Annotated in this window: 17 protein-coding genes; 10 read left to right on the top strand and 7 right to left on the bottom strand. The window is 71.7% G+C overall.

Going from position 1 to position 17,130, the window contains the following annotated elements:
- Nucleotides 1–318: 318 nt before the first annotated feature.
- Nucleotides 319–756, bottom strand: a complete 438-nt coding sequence (arr, locus tag VFJ21_09610; protein ID HET7407372.1) for an NAD(+)--rifampin ADP-ribosyltransferase — start codon at nt 754–756, stop codon at nt 319–321.
- Nucleotides 757–898: 142 nt separating this feature from the next.
- Between arr and VFJ21_09605 the strand changes: the two genes are divergently transcribed.
- From VFJ21_09605 to VFJ21_09585, 5 genes are all read left to right on the top strand, one after another.
- Nucleotides 899–1,327, top strand: coding sequence for a rhodanese-like domain-containing protein (locus VFJ21_09605; GenBank protein ID HET7407371.1), 429 nt, complete (start codon nt 899–901; stop codon nt 1,325–1,327).
- Between the two features lie 29 nt (nt 1,328–1,356).
- Nucleotides 1,357–2,325 (top strand): C-terminal binding protein, encoded by a 969-nt coding sequence (locus VFJ21_09600; GenBank protein ID HET7407370.1) that lies wholly within the window; start codon nt 1,357–1,359, stop codon nt 2,323–2,325.
- A gap of 62 nt (nt 2,326–2,387) precedes the next feature.
- On the top strand, nt 2,388–2,612 hold the full coding sequence (locus tag VFJ21_09595) for a PLD nuclease N-terminal domain-containing protein (GenBank protein ID HET7407369.1): 225 nt from the start codon (nt 2,388–2,390) through the stop codon (nt 2,610–2,612).
- A 106-nt stretch (nt 2,613–2,718) separates the two neighbouring features.
- Nucleotides 2,719–4,140: an FAD-binding oxidoreductase gene (locus VFJ21_09590; protein HET7407368.1), complete on the top strand. Its 1,422-nt coding sequence runs from the start codon at nt 2,719–2,721 to the stop codon at nt 4,138–4,140.
- Nucleotides 4,141–4,170: 30 nt separating this feature from the next.
- Nucleotides 4,171–4,692 carry a DinB family protein gene (locus tag VFJ21_09585; GenBank protein ID HET7407367.1) on the top strand — a complete coding sequence of 174 codons (522 nt, stop codon included), beginning with the start codon at nt 4,171–4,173 and terminating at the stop codon, nt 4,690–4,692.
- An 18-nt stretch (nt 4,693–4,710) separates the two neighbouring features.
- On the opposite strand, the gene VFJ21_09580 is transcribed toward VFJ21_09585, so the two are convergent.
- From VFJ21_09580 to VFJ21_09565, 4 genes are all read right to left on the bottom strand, one after another.
- The gene (locus VFJ21_09580; protein HET7407366.1) at nt 4,711–5,613 is read right to left on the bottom strand and encodes a haloalkane dehalogenase; all 903 of its coding nucleotides are present in this window, start codon (nt 5,611–5,613) and stop codon (nt 4,711–4,713) included.
- Entirely contained in the window at nt 5,610–6,425 is an 816-nt protein-coding gene (locus VFJ21_09575; protein ID HET7407365.1) for an SDR family oxidoreductase, read from the bottom strand. Before VFJ21_09575 ends, VFJ21_09580 begins: the two co-directional genes overlap by 4 nt.
- A gap of 9 nt (nt 6,426–6,434) precedes the next feature.
- Nucleotides 6,435–6,974 carry a DUF488 domain-containing protein gene (locus VFJ21_09570; GenBank protein HET7407364.1) on the bottom strand — a complete coding sequence of 180 codons (540 nt, stop codon included), beginning with the start codon at nt 6,972–6,974 and terminating at the stop codon, nt 6,435–6,437.
- A gap of 142 nt (nt 6,975–7,116) precedes the next feature.
- A complete protein-coding gene (locus VFJ21_09565) occupies nt 7,117–7,770 on the bottom strand; it encodes an alpha-ketoglutarate-dependent dioxygenase AlkB (protein ID HET7407363.1) in 654 nt (217 codons plus the stop codon).
- A gap of 210 nt (nt 7,771–7,980) precedes the next feature.
- Here VFJ21_09565 and VFJ21_09560 point away from each other — a divergent pair, with 210 nt between their 5' ends.
- Both VFJ21_09560 and hrpA read left to right on the top strand, forming a co-directional pair.
- Nucleotides 7,981–9,198: an acyl-CoA dehydrogenase family protein gene (locus tag VFJ21_09560; GenBank protein ID HET7407362.1), complete on the top strand. Its 1,218-nt coding sequence runs from the start codon at nt 7,981–7,983 to the stop codon at nt 9,196–9,198.
- A gap of 36 nt (nt 9,199–9,234) precedes the next feature.
- Entirely contained in the window at nt 9,235–12,948 is a 3,714-nt protein-coding gene (hrpA, locus tag VFJ21_09555; protein HET7407361.1) for an ATP-dependent RNA helicase HrpA, read from the top strand.
- Here the strand turns inward: hrpA and VFJ21_09550 are convergent.
- Nucleotides 12,945–13,895 (bottom strand): oxygenase MpaB family protein, encoded by a 951-nt coding sequence (locus tag VFJ21_09550; GenBank protein ID HET7407360.1) that lies wholly within the window; start codon nt 13,893–13,895, stop codon nt 12,945–12,947. The two genes, hrpA and VFJ21_09550, sit on opposite strands and share 4 nt — an antisense overlap.
- A gap of 84 nt (nt 13,896–13,979) precedes the next feature.
- Between VFJ21_09550 and VFJ21_09545 the strand changes: the two genes are divergently transcribed.
- Complete coding sequence (locus tag VFJ21_09545) at nt 13,980–14,609, top strand: TetR/AcrR family transcriptional regulator (protein HET7407359.1); 630 nt, start codon at nt 13,980–13,982, stop codon at nt 14,607–14,609.
- A 52-nt stretch (nt 14,610–14,661) separates the two neighbouring features.
- Nucleotides 14,662–15,048, top strand: a complete 387-nt coding sequence (locus VFJ21_09540) for an SCP2 sterol-binding domain-containing protein (protein HET7407358.1) — start codon at nt 14,662–14,664, stop codon at nt 15,046–15,048.
- A 35-nt stretch (nt 15,049–15,083) separates the two neighbouring features.
- Here the strand turns inward: VFJ21_09540 and VFJ21_09535 are convergent, their stop codons facing one another.
- Nucleotides 15,084–16,097 (bottom strand): hypothetical protein, encoded by a 1,014-nt coding sequence (locus VFJ21_09535; GenBank protein ID HET7407357.1) that lies wholly within the window; start codon nt 16,095–16,097, stop codon nt 15,084–15,086.
- A gap of 145 nt (nt 16,098–16,242) precedes the next feature.
- Here VFJ21_09535 and VFJ21_09530 point away from each other — a divergent pair.
- The coding region (locus VFJ21_09530; protein ID HET7407356.1) for a cytochrome P450 at nt 16,243–17,130 on the top strand (888 nt) is incomplete at its 3' end.

Genomic DNA, 17,130 nt, shown 5'->3' with positions numbered 1-17,130 from the left:
CGGCGGGCATGTCCGCGAACCGGCTGAGCATGCTGATCTCGGTCCCGAAGATCTTGGCGTAGAAGGTGAACGCTTCCTCGGCCTGACCCTGGAAGTTCAGGTAGGTGTTGACTCGCGCCATCGTGGCCTCCCGGAGATCTGCGCGCAGCTGGCGTCGCGCTTCATCGTCTACCGGTGTGGACGACCGGTCCACCGCGAACTCATCGCGGCGAGCGTCGTCGCTGGCGCCCGTGCGTCGCGATCTCGGCGGTCGGTCGGCGTCGCACTGATGCCGGAGCCTGCGCTCGGCGGCGATACGCGCCATCCCGACGCCGCGCTCTAGTCCTCTATGACGTCGAGCCCTTGCTCGCGCAAGACGGCCAGGCGGTCCAGCATCTGTTTCAGGACTTCCGGGTGGTGACCCTCCCAGGAGTCCAGCTCGGCAACGACGAGTAGCGGATGGCGGGTGCGATAGGACTGGGTGGGGTTGCCCGGGAGCCTCTTGTCGGTCACGTTCGGGTCGTCCTCGAAGGGGCCCTGAGGCTCGACGACGTAGATGTGCCCTCGCTCCTCGCTGCCGGCCAGCGCCGTCGCCATCTCCGCACCCCAGGCAGCCGTGTCGACCAGCGCGGAGAAGTAGATGTTGTTGGACACCCGGCCCTCGTGGAAGTTGGAGCCGTAGCCGGCCACCAGCTCGTCTCCGACGCCGAGCACCGACTTCGTCCCGTGGTAGAAGGGGCCCACGATGTGCCCGCAGCGTTCGTAGGTCACCGGCACGTGGCTGCCGCTCTCCGCGGTCACGGTCGTCTCCCAGGGGTCGGCTGCCGCTTGTCTGTGCCGGAGGCCTGGCCCCCGTGCTCTCCCGACGAACCCTCGTCCCCGGCGGTGACGGAGTCGGGAGGTAAGGCAGGGTAGCCCTATGACCACCGTGTTGACGTCCGTCGATCGGCCGCTCGGCGTGGACGCACTCCTCGCCGCGTCGCGGGCGGGGGTACACCGGCCGGGGCCGGCCGAGCTGGTCGACGCGCTTGAGCGCGGCGCGCTGGCCATCGACACCCGGACAGAGACGCAGCGGGCGGAGCAGGGCGAGCTCCCCGGCGCCCTCGTGATCGACCGGACCGTGCTGGAGTGGCGGCTCGACCCTTGCAGCCCGGACCGGATCCCCGAGGCGGTCGACCACGACATCGAAGTCATCGTCGTCTGCGCGCAGGGCTACAGCTCGAGCCTGGCGGCGGCCAGCCTGCGCGCGCTGGGGCTCTGGCGGGCCACGGATCTTGCCGGCGGCGTCGAGGCATACGTGGCGGCGGGATTCCCGCTCACGGACGAACCCGCCGACGTCCGCCGGTGATCGACCCGGCCACGCCGTAGCGTGCCTGCGTGGATCGCGTGCTGCTCACCGACCGCGGCTGGCCCGACGCCGACATCGAGCGCTCGCTGTGCGAGGCGGCCGGCTACCGGCTCGTCGAGGCGCCGCCGCCGGCCGACGAGGCCTCGTTGGCGGCGCTCGCGGCCGAGGCCGACCCGGTCGGCATCCTGTTCTGCTGGGCGCCGGTCACCGGCAAGGTGCTCGACGCGGCGCCACGGCTGCAGGTGGCGACCCGCCTCGGTGTCGGCCTCGACAACATCGACCTCGACACCGCGGCCCGGCGCCGGATCACCGTCACCCGGGTGCCCGACTACTGCGTGGAGGACGTCTCCGACCACGTCGTCGCGCTGGTCCACGCGTGGGCCCGCGGCATCGTCGGCTACGACCGCGACGTGCACGCCGGCAGGTGGCAACCCGGCGCGCGCACGCTGCGCCGCATCCGCGACCTGACGATCGGCGTGTGGGGCCTCGGCGCGATCGGCAGCAGGACCGCGGCGAAGTTCGCGGCGCTCGGCTGCCGGGTGCTCTGCGACGACCGGCATCCCGAGCGGACGTCGTACGACGTCACCGCGGTCCCGGTCGGCCGGTTGCTTGCCGACTGCGACGTGCTCACCCTGCACATGCCGGCCACTCCCGACACGGCCGGCCTCATCGACGCTCACGCGCTGGCGGCCATGAGGCCCGGAGCCTTGCTCGTCAACACCAGTCGCGGCTCGCTGGTCGACGTCGACGCGTTGGCCCGCGCGCTCGAGCACGGTCGGCCGGGCGCCGCCGCCCTCGACGTGCTGCCCGACGAACCGGCCGTCCCGCCGGCGCTCGCAGGCAACCCGAACGTCATCCTCACCCCGCACGTCGCGTTCTCCTCCGACGCGTCGGTGACCGAACTTCGGGTACGGGCCACCGAGGACCTGCTCCGCGTCCTGCGAGGTGAGCCGCCGCTGCACCCGGTGCCGCCGCCGTCAGGTCCAAGCACCGGATGAAGAGACCGCGCGCTCGAGGGCAACGGAGCGGTCGCCACCTCGCAGCAAGGGAGGCTCGGAGCATGAAACGGCGTTGGAGCGAGTTGAGCCTGGGCACCCGCAAGCTGGTCATCGCGGGAGCGGTGTTCGAGGGGGTCCTCAAGGTTGCCGCCCTCGTCGACCTGGCGCGTACGCCGCAGCCACAGGTCCGCGGCCCGAGGTGGGCGTGGGCGACGTCCATCGTCCTGGTCAACTCCGTCGGTGGCGTGCCGATCGCCTACTTCCTCTTCGGCCGCACGGACAGCTAGATCGACGAGGTGGCCACGGATACCCCTCGGCCCGCGACTTTTCCTTGACGCCCCAGGGGCTCCGGTAGATGGTGGCTCCTTCGGCTGGTCTGTCGAGGGGGCTCGAATGACGCAGACAGTTGGGGACGAGGTCGGCACCCTGCGCGCAGCGATGGAGGGGGCCGCGCTCCTGCCCGGTGATGCCGACTACGACCAGGCGCGCAAGGTCTGGAACGCCGAGATCGACCGTCGTCCGGCGGTGATCGCGCGCTGCCTCACCGCGGAGGACGTCGCGAGCGCGGTGCGCTTCGGTGTGCAGCGGGGACTCGAGATCAGTGTTCGCGGCGGTGCCCATGGCGCGGCCGGCAAGGCGGTCGTCGACGGCGGCCTCATGATCGAGCTCAGCCGGCTGAACCACGTGCACGTCGACCCCGAGGCCCGCACCGCGCGGGTCGGCGGCGGCGCGCTGCTGCTCGACGTGCTCGCTGCCACGCAGGAGCACGGCCTGGCGACCACGGTCGGCATGGTGGCGCACACCGGTGTCGGCGGCCTCACGCTCGGCGGCGGCATGGGCTGGCTGAGCCGCAAGCACGGGCTGTCCATCGACAACATGCTCTCGGCGCAGGTGGTCACCGCCGACGGGCGCATCCTGCGCGCCTCCCACGACGACAACCCGGACCTGTTCTGGGCGATCCGGGGCGGCGGCGGCAACTTCGGCGTCGTCACCGAGTTCGAGTTCGCGCTGCACCCGGTCGGCCCGATGATCCAGGCGGCGCTGCTGTTCTGGAGCCCGGAGCAGGGCAAGGACTTCTTCCGGATGGCCCGTGAGGTCTGCCGCGACCTGCCGCCCGACGTCAACGTGGTCATCGGCTGCATCACCGCGCCGATGGCGCCCTTCGTCCCGCCGGAGCACCAGGGCAACCCCGGCTACGCGCTGATCGTGGTCGGCTTCGGCGACCCCGCCGAGCACGACGGCGTCGTACGCCGCGCCCGTGAGGCGCTGCCGACCCTGTGGGAGTTCGTCGACGTCATGCCTTACCTGGCGCTGCAACAGATGCTCGACGAGGACAACGCCTGGGGGCAGTACGACTACGACAAGGGCGGCTACCTCCCGGAGCTCACCGACGACGTGATCGACGCCATCACCGAGCGGTTCCTGACCAAGCAGTCACCCGGCTCGGTGCTGCTCTTCTACCGGCTCGACGGCGCGTACCTCGACGTGCCCGACGACGCGACGGCGTTCAGCGGGCGACGCGTGCCCGGCTACAACGTCTTCGTCATCGCGGTCTGTCCGAACCAGCAGGTGCTCGACGCGGACCGGCAGTGGGTGCGGGACCTCTACGGGGCGCTGCAGCCGTCGATGGGGGAGGGGATCTACGTCAATGCGCTGATCGACGAGACCGACGACCTGGTGCGCCTCGCCTATGGCCCCGAGAAGTACGACCGGCTGGCCGAGATCAAGCGCCGCTACGACCCCGACAACGTCTTCCACCTCAACGCCAACATCCGGCCGGCCTCCGTAACACCGCAGCAGCGCACGGCTCCCTAGGGGTCGTGCGCCTGCTGGCAGGATGCGCGGATGGTCGAGGAGCTGCAGGACCCGCGAAGGATTCATCCGCCGTTCGTGGCCGGCGAGCGGGAGATGCTGGAGTCGTGGCTGGAGTTCCACCGCGTCACGCTCCTGCTCAAGTGCGAGGGGCTCGACGACGCCGGGCGCAAGGCCCGGCCGGTCCCGACGTCGAAGCTGTCCCTGCACGGTCTGGTGCGGCACATGGGCCTCGTCGAGCTCGGCTGGTTCCGCCGCACGCTGCTCGGCGAGACCGGCCTGGCGGTGCCCGCGTGGTACGACCGAACGGCCGAGGACGGCGAGCTGGTGCCGCTCGACGACGCCGACTGGGAAGCCGACCTCGCGTTCTGGCAGGACGCCTGCCGGCTCAGCCGGGAAGCGGCCGCGCAGAGAGACCTCGACGACACCGGGGTGCGTGACGGCGAGCCGTGCTCGCTGCGCTGGATCTACGTGCACATGATCGAGGAGTACGCCCGGCACAACGGGCACGCCGACCTCATCCGCGAGTTGGTCGACGGCGCGGTCGGCGACTGACCGGCGTACGCCGCGGGATCAGGTCGACCGGACGAACTCCGCGATCACCTGCGCGAGCTCGGGGCCCTGGTCCTCCTGCAGGAAGTGGCCGCCGCCTTCGATCGTCACGTGCGCTCGCCCGGCCGCTCCCGGTACCTCCCGCTGGAAGATGCCTTCCCCGCCGCGCGTGATCGGGTCGCCGTCGCTGAACGCCGTGAGCAGCGGCTTGTCCCACCGGCGGAAGACCTCCCACGCCGCCTGGTTGGCGGCCGAGGCCGGGTCGTCGGGCGAGGTCGGCACGAGCGACGGGAAGATCCGCGCACCCGCCTTGTAGGAGTTGTCGGGGAACGGCGCGTCGTAGGCCGCGATCACCTCGGGCGCCATCTTCGACGCGACCCCGCCGGAGACGATGCCGCCGACCGGGAAGTCGGGCGTCTCGGCGGCGAACCGCTGCCAGGCGAGGAACGCCTCGGTCATCCGGCCCTCACCGGTCGGCAGCCCGGTGTTGCCGACCACCACCCGGTCGAACCGGTCCGGGTTCTCCGCGACCATCCGCAGCCCGACCAGGCCGCCCCAGTCCTGCCCGAAGAACGTCGCGCCACGCAGGTCGAGCCGGTCGCACAGCAGCGCGGTCATCCAGCCGACGTGCCGCGCGTAGGTGTAGTCGCTCTGCTCGGTCGGCTTGTCGGACCGGCCGAAACCGACCAGATCCGGTGCCACGCAACGGAAACCGGCGTCGACCAGCACGGGAATCATCGTGCGGTAGAGGTAGCACCACGACGGCTCGCCGTGCATGAGCAGCACGGTGGGGCCGGACCCCTCGTCGAGGTAGTGCACGCGCAGCGCGCCGCCCTCGCCGTCGGGGACCTCGGCGTAGTGCGGGGCGAAGTCGTAGCCCGGCAGGGCGGTGAACCGCTCGTCCGGCGTACGCAGGGCTTTCATGCGGGGGCTCCCGGTCGGGTCAGCGGGTCGGGCGGCACGTACTGCGAGAAGTCGGGGCCCGCGCGCAGCCCGTGGCCGCCGTCGACACCGATCACCTGGCCGGTGACGCGTCCCGACTCCGGCCCGACGAGGAAGCGCACCAGGTCGGCCACGTCGGCGGCGGCGCTGATGCCGCCGAGCGGGGTGTTGTCGAGGTAGCTGCGGAACACGTCGGAGTCGCGCGGCAGCACGGACATCAGCTCGGTGTCGGTGAAGCCGGGGCGTACGGCGTTGAACCGCACCCCGGACGGGCCGTACTCGTCGGCCGCGTCGCGCATCAGCATCTCGATGCCGGCCTTGCCGACGCCGTAGGCGCCGAAGTAGCGGTGGGTCAGCCCACCGGCGATCGACGACATGCCCACGAAAGACCCGCGGTCCGACGCGGCCAGCGCCTCGACCGTGTGCTTGAGCAGCAGGAACGTGCCGAGCACGTTGAGGTGCAGCACCCGCACGAACTCCGCAGTCTCCTGCTGGTGCAGCGGCACCAGCGCCCCGCCGCCGCCGGCGTTGGCGACGACCGCGTCGACGCGCCCGGTCAGCTCCAGCGTCCGCGCCACCAGCGCGCGCACCGACTCCTCGTCGGTGACGTCGGCGACCACCGGGTGCACGCTGCCCGGTATCGCAGCCGCGGCGTCGACCAGCCGCTGCTCGGTGCGCCCGCAGATGACGACGGTCGCGCCGTCGGCGGCCAGCCGCTGCGCGCAGGCGGCGCCGATGCCGGTGCCGCCGCCGGAGACGATCGCGGTGTAGCCGTCGAGCGGCCCGTCGGACACCTCAGCTCCTCAAGATCGGGGAGCCGACCCTACGTCGTAGACCAGCAGGCCGTCGACGACCCGTGCGCCCGCTGCCGGCGGGTGGCCCGACAGCCGGCCGTCGTGACCCAGGTGCAGCACCTCGCCACCCCGGGCGAGCGTCACGAAGTCGGCGATCAGCCGCCGGTGGCAGCGCCACCACACGGTCTCGCTGCACATCACCGCGGTCGGAGTCGTGGCCGCTTCGGCCAGCAGGTCATCGGCCGCCGACAGGAACTCCGGCGTGCGCATGTGCGCCGCGTAGGCCCGGAAGGCCGCGACCTCCCACCACACGTCCGGCGAGTCCGGCGGCAGCCGTCGCCGCCCGCCGAGCCTCGGCTCGGACCGGTAGCCGACGCCCGCTTCGGGCAGCCACTGCGCCATCGCGTCCCGGGCGACGTGCGGGTGCGCGCGGCTGCCGGGGTAGCGGCGTACGTCGACGAGCCGGGCGACCCCGGCGCCGCGCAGCAGGCCGACGATCTCGTCCTGCGACGCCGTGCCGTGCCCGAACGTCAGCAGCGCTGGTGCCACGACGGCAATCTAGGAGGCCCGCCGAATTCGGCGGCCGAAACGTGTGCAGAACGCTTGCTCAAGGTACAAGAGTCGTGTCGCGACATTGGGCGGGATCGGTCGCAGGCTCTGAGGTCGACCGAGGTCGACGGGGGAAGCCGCGCTAGCGACCGCTGCCGAAGCGTCGCGGGGCGCGTGAGCCACCCCCGCGTTCGGGCCGCCCACGCCCGGACGTCCAGCGCCACTGGAGGCTGATCCGCCCCTCGCGCGCTGCCGGCGCGGGAGGCACGCCGTGCAGCCAGTCGACCTGGGCCCGGCCGCCCATGACCAGCAGGTCGCCGGCGGGCGGCGCCAGGTCGGCCGCCGGCCGCCGGCCGGGCGTGCGCGGGGTCGACCGTGGGGTGAGCGTCCAGGGCCGTCGTGCGCCGAGTGTGAGGATCGCGATCAGCGTCTCCTCGCAGTGCCGCAGGTCGGTGTCGCGGTGCGCCCCCATCGCTTCGCGCCCGTCGCGGTACCAGGACAGCCCCACGCCCATGAAGTCGACGCCGTAGTGCCGCCGTAGTGCCTTGTGGACGGCGAGCACGACCGGGTGCGCGGCGGGGGAGCAGCCCGCGGCCAGGCGGTTCTCCTCGCGGTAGTGGTCGTAGAGCCAGACGCGGCCTTGCCGCCAGTCGAGCGACCCGGCCAGGTCGGCGTACAGGCCGTCGGGGTCAGGCAACCAGCCCCGCGCGAGGTCGACCCATGACCCCGCGTCGAGCGCGCGGCGCTGCAGGCAGCCGGCCAGCGGCGTCAGCCCCGCGCTCGAGACGGCGGTCATGTCGCCGACCCTAACGCCGGGGCCCGACAGGAACTGCCCGTCGACAAGCGCCGGTCGAGATGTTCGACGTCGGCTACGAGCGGCTCGAGGAGCTGTTCGCCCGGACGCCGACGCTGCGCGAGCGGCTGCTGCACCCGGTCGAAGCGCCCGCGAGCTGACCACGGCCGGCAGCGTCCGGCCGCATCCGTCGCCCGCGTAGGCTGCGCGCTCATGTTCGAGTGGAGCGAAGACCAGCTGATGATCCGCGACGCCGTCCGGCAGTTCGTGGAGAAGGAGATCAAGCCGAATCTCGAGGAGCTCGAGCACGGCAGCACCCCGCCCTACGACGTCCTGCGCAAGCTCTACAAGACGTTCGGGCTCGACGAGATGGCCCGGGCGGGCTTCGCCAGGCGCATCGCCGCCGAGAAGGGCGCCGCGGCCGGCGAAACCGGCGGCGAGCGTGCAGGCGGCGGTGGTGACGGCGGCGCGTCGTTCATGATCCCGATCATCGAGCTGTGCCACTACTGCCCGGGCATGGTCACCGCGATGGGCGTCAGCGTCGGCCTCGCCGCCGGCGCGATCATGTCGCGCGGCACCACCCGGCAGAAGGAGCGCTGGGCGCTCGACCTGCAGACGCTCGACAAGATCGGCGCCTGGGCGATCACCGAGCCGGGCTCGGGCTCCGACGCGTTCGGCTCGATGCAGTCGCGGGCGGTGCGCGCCGGCGACGGCTACGTGCTCAACGGGTCGAAGACGTTCATCACCAATGGCCCCTACGCCGACACGATCGTCTTCATCTGCAAGCTCGACGAGGGCAACGACCCCAAGGACCGCAAGATCCTGTCGTTCGTGCTCGACCGCGGGATGCCCGGCCTGGAGCAGTCGAAGCCGCTGCGCAAGATGGGGCTGCACTCCTCGCCGACCGGCGAGCTGTTCCTGTCCGACGTACGGGTCGAGGCCGACCGCCTGCTCGGCGAGACCGAGGACCGGCCCTACCGCGAGGGCGCCAAGGACGCGTTCACCACCGAACGCAGCGGCGTGGCCGCGATGGCGCTCGGCATCGTCGAGCAGTGCCTGTCACTGTGCGTCGACTACGCCCGCACCCGCATGCAGTTCGGCCGCCCGATCGGCGACTTCCAGCTGATCCAGCTCAAGCTGGCCGAGATGGAGGTCGCCCGCGTCAACATCCAGAACCTCGTCTTCCGGCACATCGAGATGCAGAAGGCCGGGCGCCGGATGTCGCTGTCCGAGGCGTCGGCGATGAAGCTCTACTCCGCCCGGGCGGCGGTCAGCGTCTCGATGGACGCGGTGCAGCTGTTCGGCGGCAACGGCTACATGGCGGAGTTCCAGGTCGAGCAGCTCGCCCGCGACGCGAAGGTGCTCGAGATCTACGCCGGCACCAACGAGATCCAGATCAGCGAGATCGCCCGCAGCCTGCTGAAGGTCTGACCGAAAACCGGTCGCCGGCCTGGGCGACCATGGAGCGTGTCCTTCTCGCCCGAGCAGCTGCAGCGGCGCGCCCTCGCGGTGCCGCGCATCGGCTACCCCGCCGAGCTGCCGGTCGCGCAGAAGAAGGACGAGATCCTCGCGGCGATCCGTGACCACCAGGTCGTGATCGTCGCCGGGGAGACGGGCTCCGGCAAGACGACGCAGCTGCCCAAGATCTGCCTCGAGCTCGGCCGCGGCGTCGAGGCGATGATCGGCCACACGCAGCCGCGCCGGATCGCCGCCCGCTCGGTCGCCGAACGCATCGCCGAGGAGCTCGACGTGGCTCTCGGGCAGGCGGTCGGCTACCAGGTGCGCTTCACCGACCGGGTGAGCGACACCACCCTGGTCAAGCTGATGACCGACGGCATCCTGCTCGCGGAGATCCAGCGCGACCGGCTGCTGCGCCGCTACGACACGCTGATCATCGACGAGGCGCACGAGCGCAGCCTCAACATCGACTTCATCCTCGGCTACCTGGCCGAGATCCTGCCGCGTCGGCCCGACCTCAAGGTCGTCATCACGTCGGCGACGATCGACTCCGAGCGGTTCGCGCAGCACTTCGGCGGTGCGCCCGTGGTCGAGGTGTCCGGCCGCGCCTACCCGGTCGAGGTGCGCTACCGGCCGCTCGACCCGGACGACGGCGACCAGGTGCAGGGCATCCTCGACGCGGTCGACGAGCTGGCCCGCGAGGGGCCGGGCGACGTCCTCGTCTTCCTGTCCGGCGAGCGTGAGATCCGCGACACCGCCGACGCCCTGCGCGGCCGGCACCTGCGTGACACCGAGATCCTGCCGCTCTACTCCCGGCTGTCCGCTGCCGAGCAGCACAAGGTCTTCCAGCCGCACCCCGGCCGGCGCATCGTGCTGGCCACCAACGTGGCCGAGACCTCGCTGACCGTGCCCGGCATCCGCTACGTCGTCGATCCCGGCACCGCGCGCATCTCCCGGTACAGCCTGCGGCTGAAGGTGCAGCGGCTGCCCATCGAGGCGATCAGCCGGGCCAGCGCCGACCAGCGTGCCGGCCGTTGCGGCCGGGTCGCCGACGGCATCTGCATCAGGCTGTACGACGAGGAGGACTACGAGCGTCGCCCGCTGTACACCGAGCCGGAGATCCAGCGCACCAACCTCGCCTCGGTCATCCTGCAGATGGCGGCCCTGGGGCTGGGCGACGTGGCGGCGTTCCCGTTCGTCGACCCGCCCGACCGGCGCCAGATCCGTGACGGCGTCGCCCTGCTGCACGAGCTCGGCGCCATCGACCCCACCGCGAGCGACCCGCGCAAGCGGCTGACCCGGCTCGGTCGCCGGCTGGCGCGGCTGCCGGTGGACCCGCGGTTCGGCCGCATGGTGCTCGAGGCCGAGCAGCAGGGCTGCGTGCGCGAGGTGCTGGTCATCGCGGCGGCGCTGTCGATCCAGGACCCGCGCGAACGGCCCGCCGACAACCAGCAGGCCGCCGACCAGGCGCACCGCCGGTTCGCGGACGAGCACTCCGACTTTCTCGCCTACCTCAACCTCTGGGCCTACGTGCAGGAGCAGCAGAAGGCGCTGTCGAGCAGCCGGTTCCGCAAGCTGTGCAAGGCCGAGCACCTGCACTACCTGCGGCTGCGCGAGTGGCAGGACCTGCACACCCAGCTGCGCCAAGTGGTCAAGGACCTCGGCATCCACGGCAGCGGCGAACCGGCCTCGCCGCAGGCCGTGCACACCGCGCTGCTCGCCGGGCTGCTCTCGCACGTCGGCGTGCGCTCGGCCGAACGCGGCGACTTCGACGGCGCGCGCGGCGCCCGGTTCGCGATCTTCCCCGGGTCCGTGCTCGCCCGCAAGCAGCCGCGTTGGGTCATGGCCGCCGAGCTCGTCGAGACCTCGCGGCTGTGGGCCCGCGTCGTCGCGCGCATCGAGCCCGAGTGGATCGAGCCGCTCGCCCAGCACCTCGTCACCCGTACCTACAGCGAGCCGCACTGGTCCAAGAAGCGTGCCTCGGTCGTGGCGAGCGAGAAGGTCCTGCTGTACGGCGTACCGATCGTCGCTGCCCGCACCGTCGCCTACGGGCGCATCGACCCGGAGCTGTCCCGCGAGCTGTTCATCCGGCACGCGCTCGTCGAGGGCGACTGGACCACGCAGCACCGGTTCTTCCACGACAACCGCGCGCTCCTGGAGGAGGTCGAGGAGCTCGAGCACCGCACCCGCCGCCGCGACATCGTCGTCGACGACGAGACGCTGTTCGCCTTCTACGACGCGCGGATTCCGGCCGACGTGGTGTCGGGTCGGCACTTCGACGCGTGGTGGAAGCAGGCGCGGCGCGGCGACCCGGAGCTGCTGACGTTCACCGAGGACATGCTCGTCGCCGACGAGGCGGCGGTCGCCACGGAGGGCTACCCCGACTGGTGGCAGCACGGCGATCTCCGCCTTGCGCTGACCTACCACTTCGAGCCGGGAGCCGCCGACGACGGCGTCACCGTGCACATCCCGTTGCCGGTGCTCAACCGCGTCACCGACGCGGGTTTCGACTGGAACGTGCCCGGTCTGCGCGAGGACCTCGTCACCGCGCTGATCCGCGGGCTGCCCAAGCAGCTGCGCCGCAACTTCGTGCCGGCTCCCGACGTCGCGCGGGCGGCACTGCAGCGCCTGAGTCCGGGGGAGGGCGCGCTGACCGACGCGCTTGGCGTGGAGCTGCAGCGGCTCACCGGGGTCGGCGTCGCCCGGGGTGCCTGGGACTGGTCGCGGGTGCCGCCGCACCTGCGGGTGGGCTTTCGCGTCGTCGACGACGAGGGTGGCGTGCTGGCCGAGGGCAAGGACCTGCCCGCCCTCAAGGCGGCCCTGCACCCGCGGTTGACGGCGACGCTCGCGGAGGCCGCAGGCGACCTGGAGCGGGCCGGCCTGCGGAGCTGGACTGTCGGCACCATCCCGCGCACGGTCGACGTCGTGCGCGGCGGCCACGTGGTCACCGGATTCCCGTCGCTGGTCGACGCCGGCGACCACGTCGACCTCCGGGTGCTCGCCGGCGCGGGGGAGCAGCGGCGGGCGATGTGGTCGGGCACGCGCCGGCTGCTGCAGCTGACGCTGCCCTCGCCCCTGTCCCCGGTCGTCGGGCAGCTGCCGCGCGAGACGAAGGCGGCGCTGGCCTTACCGCCGTACGCCGCAGTGCCCGAGCTCCTCGCCGACTGCGTGCGGGCGGCCCTCGACGTGATCCTGCTCGACGCCGGTGGGGTGGTCTGGGACGAGACCGGCTTCGAGCGGCTGCAGCAGGCGGCGCGGCAGCGGCTGCCGGACCTCACTGCGCAGATCGTGCGGCTCGCCGCCGACATCCAGGCCGCGGCGCGCGACGTCGACCGGCGGTTGTCGGCAACCTCCTCGTTGCCGCTGCTGCCGGCACTGACCGACCTGCGGGCGCAGCGGGCACGGCTCGTCTACGCCGGCTTCGTCAGCGGCATCGGCGCCCGCCGGCTGCCCGACGTGCTGCGCTACCTGCAGGCGATGGCGCGCCGGCTCGACCGGTTGCCCGAAGCGGTCGACCGCGACCGCGACCGGATGGCGCTGGTGCAGCGGCTGGAGCAGGACTACGACGGGTTGCGCGCCGAGGTCGCCGCCGGCCCCGCGCTCACCGAGATCCGGTGGATGCTGGAGGAGCTGCGGGTCAGCGTGTTCGCGCAGCCGCTCGGCACGGCCTACCCGGTGTCGGAGCAGCGGATCCGCCGGGCCATGGAGCAGCTGCGAGGCTAGGCGGCGGCGATGCTGGTGCCGCGGGCGACGCGTTCGCGGGCGGCGACCATCCGCGGGTTGGGAGACACCCAGGCCAGGAACTCCACGAGCGCCAGCGTCAGCGTGTTGACCGACAGCGGGTCGAGCACTGTGAACCGGCCGGCGCCGAGCAGGTCACGCGCCCACGGCGGCAGCAGGTGGATGGCCGCCCGCGCGATGACGAGGTGCGGCACGGCAACGCGTGCGTCGCGGGTCGACGGCGTGAGGATGAAGCGGAACGTGTCCTTGGCCTGCTCCCCGGCGTAGAGCTGTGGCCGGATGCCGTCGAAGTAGGCGTCGACCTCGGCCCGGCTCGCCGGCACGTCGGTCGCGCCCAGCATCTCGGCGACGACGCGGAACTCCTCGAAGTAGCGGTCTGTCTCGGCGCCGGTGAGCGGTGTGCGGGCGAAGCGCTGGTAGGCACGCACGAAGCTGTCGGCCTCGGTCACGTGCACCCAGCGCAGCAGCGCCGGGTCGTTGGCGCTGTAGGGCCGCCCGTCGGGCGTGACGCCCTTCACCCGTCGGTGGATGCGCTCGACGATCGCGCACAGCGTCTCGGCGACCTCGCGGGAGCCGAACGTCGTGCCGTCGACGAACGAGGACGTGCGCGCCAGCCGGCCCTCGGGGTCTTCCTTGAAGTTGGAGTGCTCGGCCACGCCGGCCATCGCGAGCGGGTGCAGCGTCTGCAGCATGAGCGCCGACAGGCCGCCCACGATCATCGCCGGGTGGGAGTGCACCCGCCAGACCACGCTGTCGGGACCGAACAGGCCCGGGTCGCCGGCGGGCTCGTCGTACTGCTCCTGCGGGAAGCGGCCCTGGCTCCCCACCCGCTCCAGCTGCGCGATGACGTCGCGGCGCACGCGGGTGGTGACGGGTTGGCCCACCAGGCCGAGCGACCAGGTGACCGGGCGGACGAGCAGCCCGAGCATCGATCCTCCTGCGGGACGGGTCTTGACGGCTGTCAAGCTATGCCCACCCTTGACAGCCGTCAAGCACCCGGCCACCGTGTTGGCGTGCCCGCGCCCGCCGACCAGCATCTGCTGGACCTCGCCCTGGAGGCGTTCGCCGAGCGCGGCTACGACGGCACATCGGTGCGCGACGTCTGCCGCCGCGCGGGCGTGAGCCACAACCTCGTGCACGAGCGCTACGGGTCCAAAGAGGCGTTCTGGTACGCCTCGGTCGACCACGGCTTCCGCTCGCTGGCCGAGGATCTCGCGCAGGCGGCCGCCGGCGCGGGCCCCGACGACTTCGCCCAGCTGCGCGCGATCCTGCTGCGCTACGTCGAGACCACCGCCGAACAGCCCTCGCTGATCCGGCTGATCAACACCGAGGCCGCCCATCCCGGGCCGCGGCTCGACCACATATACCAGCGCTACATCGAGCCCGCGCACGCGTTGGCCGACGCGTTCCTGCGCCGGCTCGAGCGCGCCGGGCGGATCCGGCGCGTCCCGGCGGCGACGCTGCACTTCCTCATCGGGCACGGCGCGGGCGGCATCGTCAGCCTGCCCGGCTTGGCCGGCAAGTGGCAGGGGCGCCGCAGCGAGCCGCCGCTCCTCGACCAGGCACGCAGCGCGGTGGAGCTCATCCTCGACGCGATGTCGCTCGAGGAGCCGGTGACCGCACCCGTTCGGCGGCGCGCGTGAGTGCCGCCGCATCAGGCCCCGCATTCCCAGCCCACATCGACATGGAGGATCAGTGGCGAAGTACCTGAGCACCGAGTGGTTCGACCTGCGCACGAAGCTCGCGGCCGACGCGCCCGAGCGCCCCGGCGTGGACCTGCGCATCCAGAACGTCGTGACCAACGGCCCCGACGGTGACGTGAGCTACTACGACGTCATCCAGAACGGCCGCCTCGTCGAGAGCGCCCAGGGCGAGGACGGCCAGGCCGAGATCACGATGACGACGGCCTACGCCGACTCCTGCGCGCTGCTCACGGGCGAGCTCGCGGCGACCAGCGCCTTCGTCACCGGCAAGGTCAAGGTGACCGGCAACACGATGAAGATGATGTCGATGATGCCGGTGGCCAACTCGCCGGAGTACAAGGAGATGCAGGACAAGCTCGCCGCCGAGACGGAGTTCTGAGAGCCGGCTGTGTCCGCCGGGCTGATGTACGTCGGTTACAGCAGCCCGGCGGGGACCCCCTCGACCATCTGGTCGAGGTACTCCGACATGCCGAACCCGACCGCCCCGTCCCACCGCCACTCGGTGGCACCCTCGGCGATGCGGGTCACCATCTGCTCCCCGTCCGGGCTGCGCCGGCGGTTGCGCAGCGGCACCAGGCGGTGCACCACGCCCTCCGCGGTCATCGTCTTGTGGCGCGTCGAGGCGGTCAGCCGGATCCGTTGCGGGCTTTGGGGGTCACCGCTCCAGTCGGTGTCGACGGCGACGTCGCGCAGCAGGCTGTAGGCGCCGTCCTCGAAGAGCACCCCGCCGACCGTGCGACCACCGTCGCGGGAGGCGATGACGCTGGCGACGAAACCGCGGTCGGGCCCGAAGTTCGCGGTCAGCCAGCGGTACCACCAGGGCGCCTGCCAGGTCCGCGGCCCCCACGAGTGGTCGCGCAGGCCGTAGCCGCCGACCTCCCACGACTCGTCACCGACCTCGAGCCGCCCCCGCACCGCGACGTGCTGCTCGTAGTGGCCCTTCGCGAAGGCCCCGCCGTGCGGCTCGGCGATCTCCTCGGTCGGCTCGCCGCCGAGCATCGGCGACAGGCCCTCGATGGTGAGCTCGGCCCGGCACTGGGTGCGCGGGCTGCCGGTGAACGCGGCCTTCGGGTCGTCGAGCACCGCCGGGTCGTCGAGGAGCAGGGCCTTTCCGGCGTACGCCCACGTCAGCTCCTTGAACGGCTCGACCACCTCGATGCGCATGCCGCCGGCGTCGAACGCCTCGTTGTCGCCGATCTGCGGCCGGTCGAACCAGAAGCCCACCCGCCCGTCGGGCAGGAACAGGCAGACGGTCAGCTCGGCGTGCCCCTCGAGCGGGCGGTTGCCGAGACGCAGGAAGCCACCGAGCCCGCGCTCGGGGTCGAACACGTTGACGTACATGCTCTCGTTGAACGTGGTCGCCCCGTCGACGGCGTGCATGTACTCGTCGCGGGGCTCGAGCCGGATGCCCGGGTGGGTGGAGGTCATCGCGCCAATCTGCTGACAATCGCGGCGCGCGTCAACGCAGGCTGTACGCCGGGGGAGCGGGCCTCCACCCGCCGACCACTGTTGACATGCGGGCGTGACATGTAAAGCATGAGCCCATCGGCATGACAGGTGTCAAGGAGGCGTCGTGACCGTCGAGGACCGTCCGATCACCAAGGAAACGATCGACTTCTCCGACCTGGAGTTCTGGGGCCGGCCTATCGAGGAACGCGAGCAGGCGTTTGCCTTGCTGCGCAATGAGAACCCGGTGCCGTTCTACAGCGAGCCCGACGAGTTCCCCGACCTGTTCCCGGCCGGCCCCGGCTACTACGTGCTGACCAAGCACAAGCACATCCTCGAGGCGAGCCGGCAGCCGGAGATCTTCATCTCCGGGCGCAGTGCGACGTCGATCCCGGACCTGCCCGAGGAGTTCAACGAGTTCTTCGGCTCCATGATCAACATGGACGACCCGAAGCACGCGCGGCTGCGGCGCATCGTCTCGCGCGGCTTCACGCCCAAGATGCTGAAGAGCCTCGAGGACGGCGTACAGACCGCCGCAGAGAAGATCGTCGACGACGTCATCGGCCGCGGCGAGTGCGACTTCGTCGTCGACGTCGCCGCCAAGCTGCCGCTCAAGATCATCTGCGACATGATGGGGATCCCGGAGAGCGACTACCAGTTCATCTTCGAGCGCTCCAACATCATCCTGTCGGGTGCCGACCCGGAGTACATCCCGGTCGACGACCCGATGGCGGCGATGACGGTGGTCCTCGGCGCCGGGCAGGACCTGGCCAACATGGTCGCCGAGCTGGGTGCCTACCGCCGCAAGAACCCCACCGACGACCTGACCACGAAGCTGGTCACCGCCGACGTGGACGGGGAGCACCTGACCGATCAGGAGCTCGGGTCGTTCTTCATCCTGCTGGTGGTCGCGGGCAACGAGACGACCCGCAACGCGATCGCGCACGGGCTGCACTTCCTGACCCAGAACCCCGACCAGAAGCAGCTGTGGCTGTCCGACTTCGAGCGCTACGCG

The organism is Mycobacteriales bacterium (assembly GCA_035690485.1).
Lineage (GTDB): Bacteria > Actinomycetota > Actinomycetes > JAFAQI01 > DASSKL01 > DASSKL01.
Note: the sequence above shows the minus strand (reverse complement) of the source record. Positions and strands in the feature narration are given on the sequence as shown.

What these genes read in the sequence shown, in the direction of transcription:
- VFJ21_09605 (HET7407371.1), top strand. Translation starts at nt 899, where the DNA reads ATGACCACCGTGTTGACGTCCGTCGATCGGCCGCTCGGCGTGGACGCA.
- VFJ21_09595 (HET7407369.1), top strand. Translation starts at nt 2,388, where the DNA reads ATGAAACGGCGTTGGAGCGAGTTGAGCCTGGGCACCCGCAAGCTGGTC.
- VFJ21_09590 (HET7407368.1), top strand. Translation starts at nt 2,719, where the DNA reads ATGACGCAGACAGTTGGGGACGAGGTCGGCACCCTGCGCGCAGCGATG.
- VFJ21_09585 (HET7407367.1), top strand. Translation starts at nt 4,171, where the DNA reads ATGGTCGAGGAGCTGCAGGACCCGCGAAGGATTCATCCGCCGTTCGTG.
- VFJ21_09580 (HET7407366.1), bottom strand. Translation starts at nt 5,613, where the DNA reads ATGAAAGCCCTGCGTACGCCGGACGAGCGGTTCACCGCCCTGCCGGGC.
- VFJ21_09565 (HET7407363.1), bottom strand. Translation starts at nt 7,770, where the DNA reads ATGACCGCCGTCTCGAGCGCGGGGCTGACGCCGCTGGCCGGCTGCCTG.
- VFJ21_09560 (HET7407362.1), top strand. Translation starts at nt 7,981, where the DNA reads ATGTTCGAGTGGAGCGAAGACCAGCTGATGATCCGCGACGCCGTCCGG.
- VFJ21_09550 (HET7407360.1), bottom strand. Translation starts at nt 13,895, where the DNA reads ATGCTCGGGCTGCTCGTCCGCCCGGTCACCTGGTCGCTCGGCCTGGTG.
- VFJ21_09535 (HET7407357.1), bottom strand. Translation starts at nt 16,097, where the DNA reads ATGACCTCCACCCACCCGGGCATCCGGCTCGAGCCCCGCGACGAGTAC.